Origin of the sequence: Mesorhizobium sp. M7A.F.Ca.CA.002.05.1.1 (assembly GCF_003998335.1) — a bacterium.
In the GTDB taxonomy this organism is placed as follows: Bacteria; Pseudomonadota; Alphaproteobacteria; order Rhizobiales; family Rhizobiaceae; genus Mesorhizobium.
The window spans coordinates 1-2579 of the sequence record NZ_RZQI01000836.1 but is presented as its reverse complement, the minus strand read 5'-3'; the positions used below and the strand labels follow the sequence as shown (position 1 = coordinate 2579).

The window sequence follows — 2579 nt, the reverse complement described above, 5'->3', positions numbered from 1 at the left end:
CGACAAGGGTGGTGCCGTGGTCAATGGCGTACGTTTTTTCGCCTCGCCGACCTGCCACCACGCGCCCGACATCTATCCGGGCATGGGCGAGACCGAAGCGGGTCTATTGCTCAAGGAATTTTTCCGGGAACGGCGCGGCTGAACCGGGCGCAACGCCCGGCGACACAACGTGGTGTTCTTACAGAGACGGCATCCAGTCGAACCAGCCGCTGCCCTTCTTGCCTTCCGCCTCTTTCTTGAGGCGGCGTTCCTTCTTGTACTCGTCCTCGCCAAGCTGATCTTGCGGCGCCGTGCCGGCCGCGACACGATACTGCACTGGAGGCTCGCTCAGATATTTGCGGGTGTTCGGATCGCCCTGCTTGCTGTCGGCAAGGCGGCGCTGGATCTCGGCGGCACGGCCCTTGTCGGAATCGGCCGGTGTCCATGCCGGCGGGTGGCTCGACCCTGACTCCGCCATCGCCCTCTTGACCGAGGCCGGGTCCGTCTGCACGTCGTCGATGATCTCCGACTGATAGGCCGGGTCGTTCTGATGGGCGGTGGCGTCGGCGCGCAAGCGGGCGCGGCGCTGCTCGGGCGATTCGGGCCATTCGGCGCTCGCCGTCTCGATGCTGTCCTGCGGGGCCGGCAGCGCTTCCTTCTGGCCTGGCGCCGGCTTCACGAGCGTCGGACGCGGCTTGTAGTCGATCTGTTCCTTGCGCTTCGGCGCGAATGAAAAAGCGCCCGAAATATCGCCGGCCAGTTGTTCGCCGGCGGTCTTGTCGGTGCCGTAGGTCGGAGAGCCCATGCAGCCCGACAAAGCGAGGCCCGACGCGACAAGCGGCGCCAGCAGCGCCAAGCGCGCATTATATCTCTCGGTCATGCCAAAAAGTCCCACTCTAGACAGCCTCTCGATTGCCACCAGCTTGTGGCCGGTCCCCATCGTCCAAGCACTTGCGACGGAAATCCGGCGACAATTTGTCTTCCGGAGTTTCGCGTGTTTACCTCAACCACTCGTTAAGGGCAACGCGCGGGCGGTTTTCGCCCGCCCGGCGTGGCATTTGTGCACCGATCCAGCCGACTAACCGTTAAAGTCGGCCAAGCGCTTTCAATTCATGCAGCACCGCCGCATCCCTGGCCGAAACATCCGGGAATTCCGGATCCTGGCCAACATCGGCGGTGTAGCGCCAGGAGCGTGCACATTTTAACAGGCCACGATCCTCGGCCTTCTCGACCACCACGGCGACACCCTTGACGTCGTCGATCGCGAAGGCACCAGCCGGTGCCTCGCCATGAGCGATGACCAGATCGCTGGTGATCGCCATCTCGGCCATGTCGACATCTGAAATCGCCGCTTCGAGCGCTGCGTCGTTGATTGTGACGACCGGCACCGCTTCCAGCGACGATCCGATCACCTTCTGGGCGCGCGCGATCTCCAGCGCGCCGGTAACGACGCGCCGCACCTGCCGCACCTGGCGCCACTTTTCCGCCAGCGCCTCGTTCTTCCAGTCCGCCGGGATTTGCGGGAACTGGTCGAGATGCACCGAGACGGCGTCGGGATGACGGTCAAGCCAGGCCTCCTCCATGGTGAAAGGCAGCATCGGCGCCAGCCATTTCACCAGGCAATCGAAGAGATGGCGCACCACCTGCACCGAAGCCTTGCGCTTCAGGCTCGACGGCGCGTCGCAGTAGAGCGCGTCCTTGCGGATGTCGAAATAGAACGCCGACAGCTCGACCACCATGAAATCGAGCAGCATGCGGGTGATGCGCTTGAATTCGAAGGCGTCGTAGCCCGAGCGCACGACCTCATCGAGCTCGGCCAGCCGGTGCAGCATCAGCCGCTCCAGCTCCGGCATTTTCTCCAGCGGCACCTCTTCGCCATCGTCATGGGCAAGCGTACCCAGCATCCAGCGGATGGTGTTGCGCAGCTTGCGGTAGGCGTCGATGTTGGTCTGCAGCACGTTCTTGCCGAGCCGCTGGTCCTCCCAGTAGTCGGTCGTCACCACCCACAGACGCAGTATATCGGCGCCCGACTGCTTGATGACGTCCTGCGGCACCACGGTGTTGCCCAGCGACTTCGACATCTTGCGGCCATCCTCGTCCATGGTGAAACCATGGGTGACGACGGTGTCGTAAGGCGCCCTGCCCCTGGTGCCGCAGCTTTCCAGCAGCGACGAATGGAACCAGCCGCGATGCTGGTCGGAGCCTTCGAGATAGACGTCGGCCGGCCATTTCAGGTCAGGACGATCTTCCAGCGTGAAGGCGTGCGTCGAGCCCGAATCGAACCAGACGTCGAGGATGTCCATCACCTGCTTCCACTTCGAAGCGTCGTGATTGCCAAGGAAACGCTCCTTGGCATCAGCAGCGAACCAGGCGTCGGCGCCCTCCTGCTCGAAGGCGTCCATGATGCGCTGGTTGACCGCTTCGTCCTTCAGCACATTGCCGTCGGCATCGGCGAAGACAGCGATCGGCACGCCCCAGGCGCGTTGGCGCGACAGCACCCAGTCCGGCCGCTCCTCGATCATGGCGCGGATGCGGTTCTGGCCGGCGGCGGGCACGAAGCGGGTGTCGTCAATGGCCTTGAGCGCCCGGCTGCGCAGTGT

2 protein-coding genes and 1 pseudogene are annotated in these 2579 nt (G+C 63.9%); 1 reads left to right on the top strand and 2 read right to left on the bottom strand.

What is annotated here, in order from left to right; genetic code table 11:
* Positions 1 to 142, top strand: a pseudogene (locus EN939_RS39410) (nucleoside deaminase); the annotation flags it as partial.
* A gap of 36 nt (positions 143 to 178) precedes the next feature.
* Here EN939_RS39410 and EN939_RS29230 read toward each other — a convergent pair.
* Together EN939_RS29230 and EN939_RS29225 are read right to left on the bottom strand one after the other, a co-directional pair.
* Positions 179 to 859, bottom strand: a complete 681-nt coding sequence (locus EN939_RS29230; RefSeq protein WP_127271160.1) for a hypothetical protein — start codon at positions 857 to 859, stop codon at positions 179 to 181.
* A gap of 205 nt (positions 860 to 1064) precedes the next feature.
* The coding region (locus EN939_RS29225; RefSeq protein WP_164751316.1) for a class I tRNA ligase family protein at positions 1065 to 2579 on the bottom strand (1515 nt) is incomplete at its 5' end.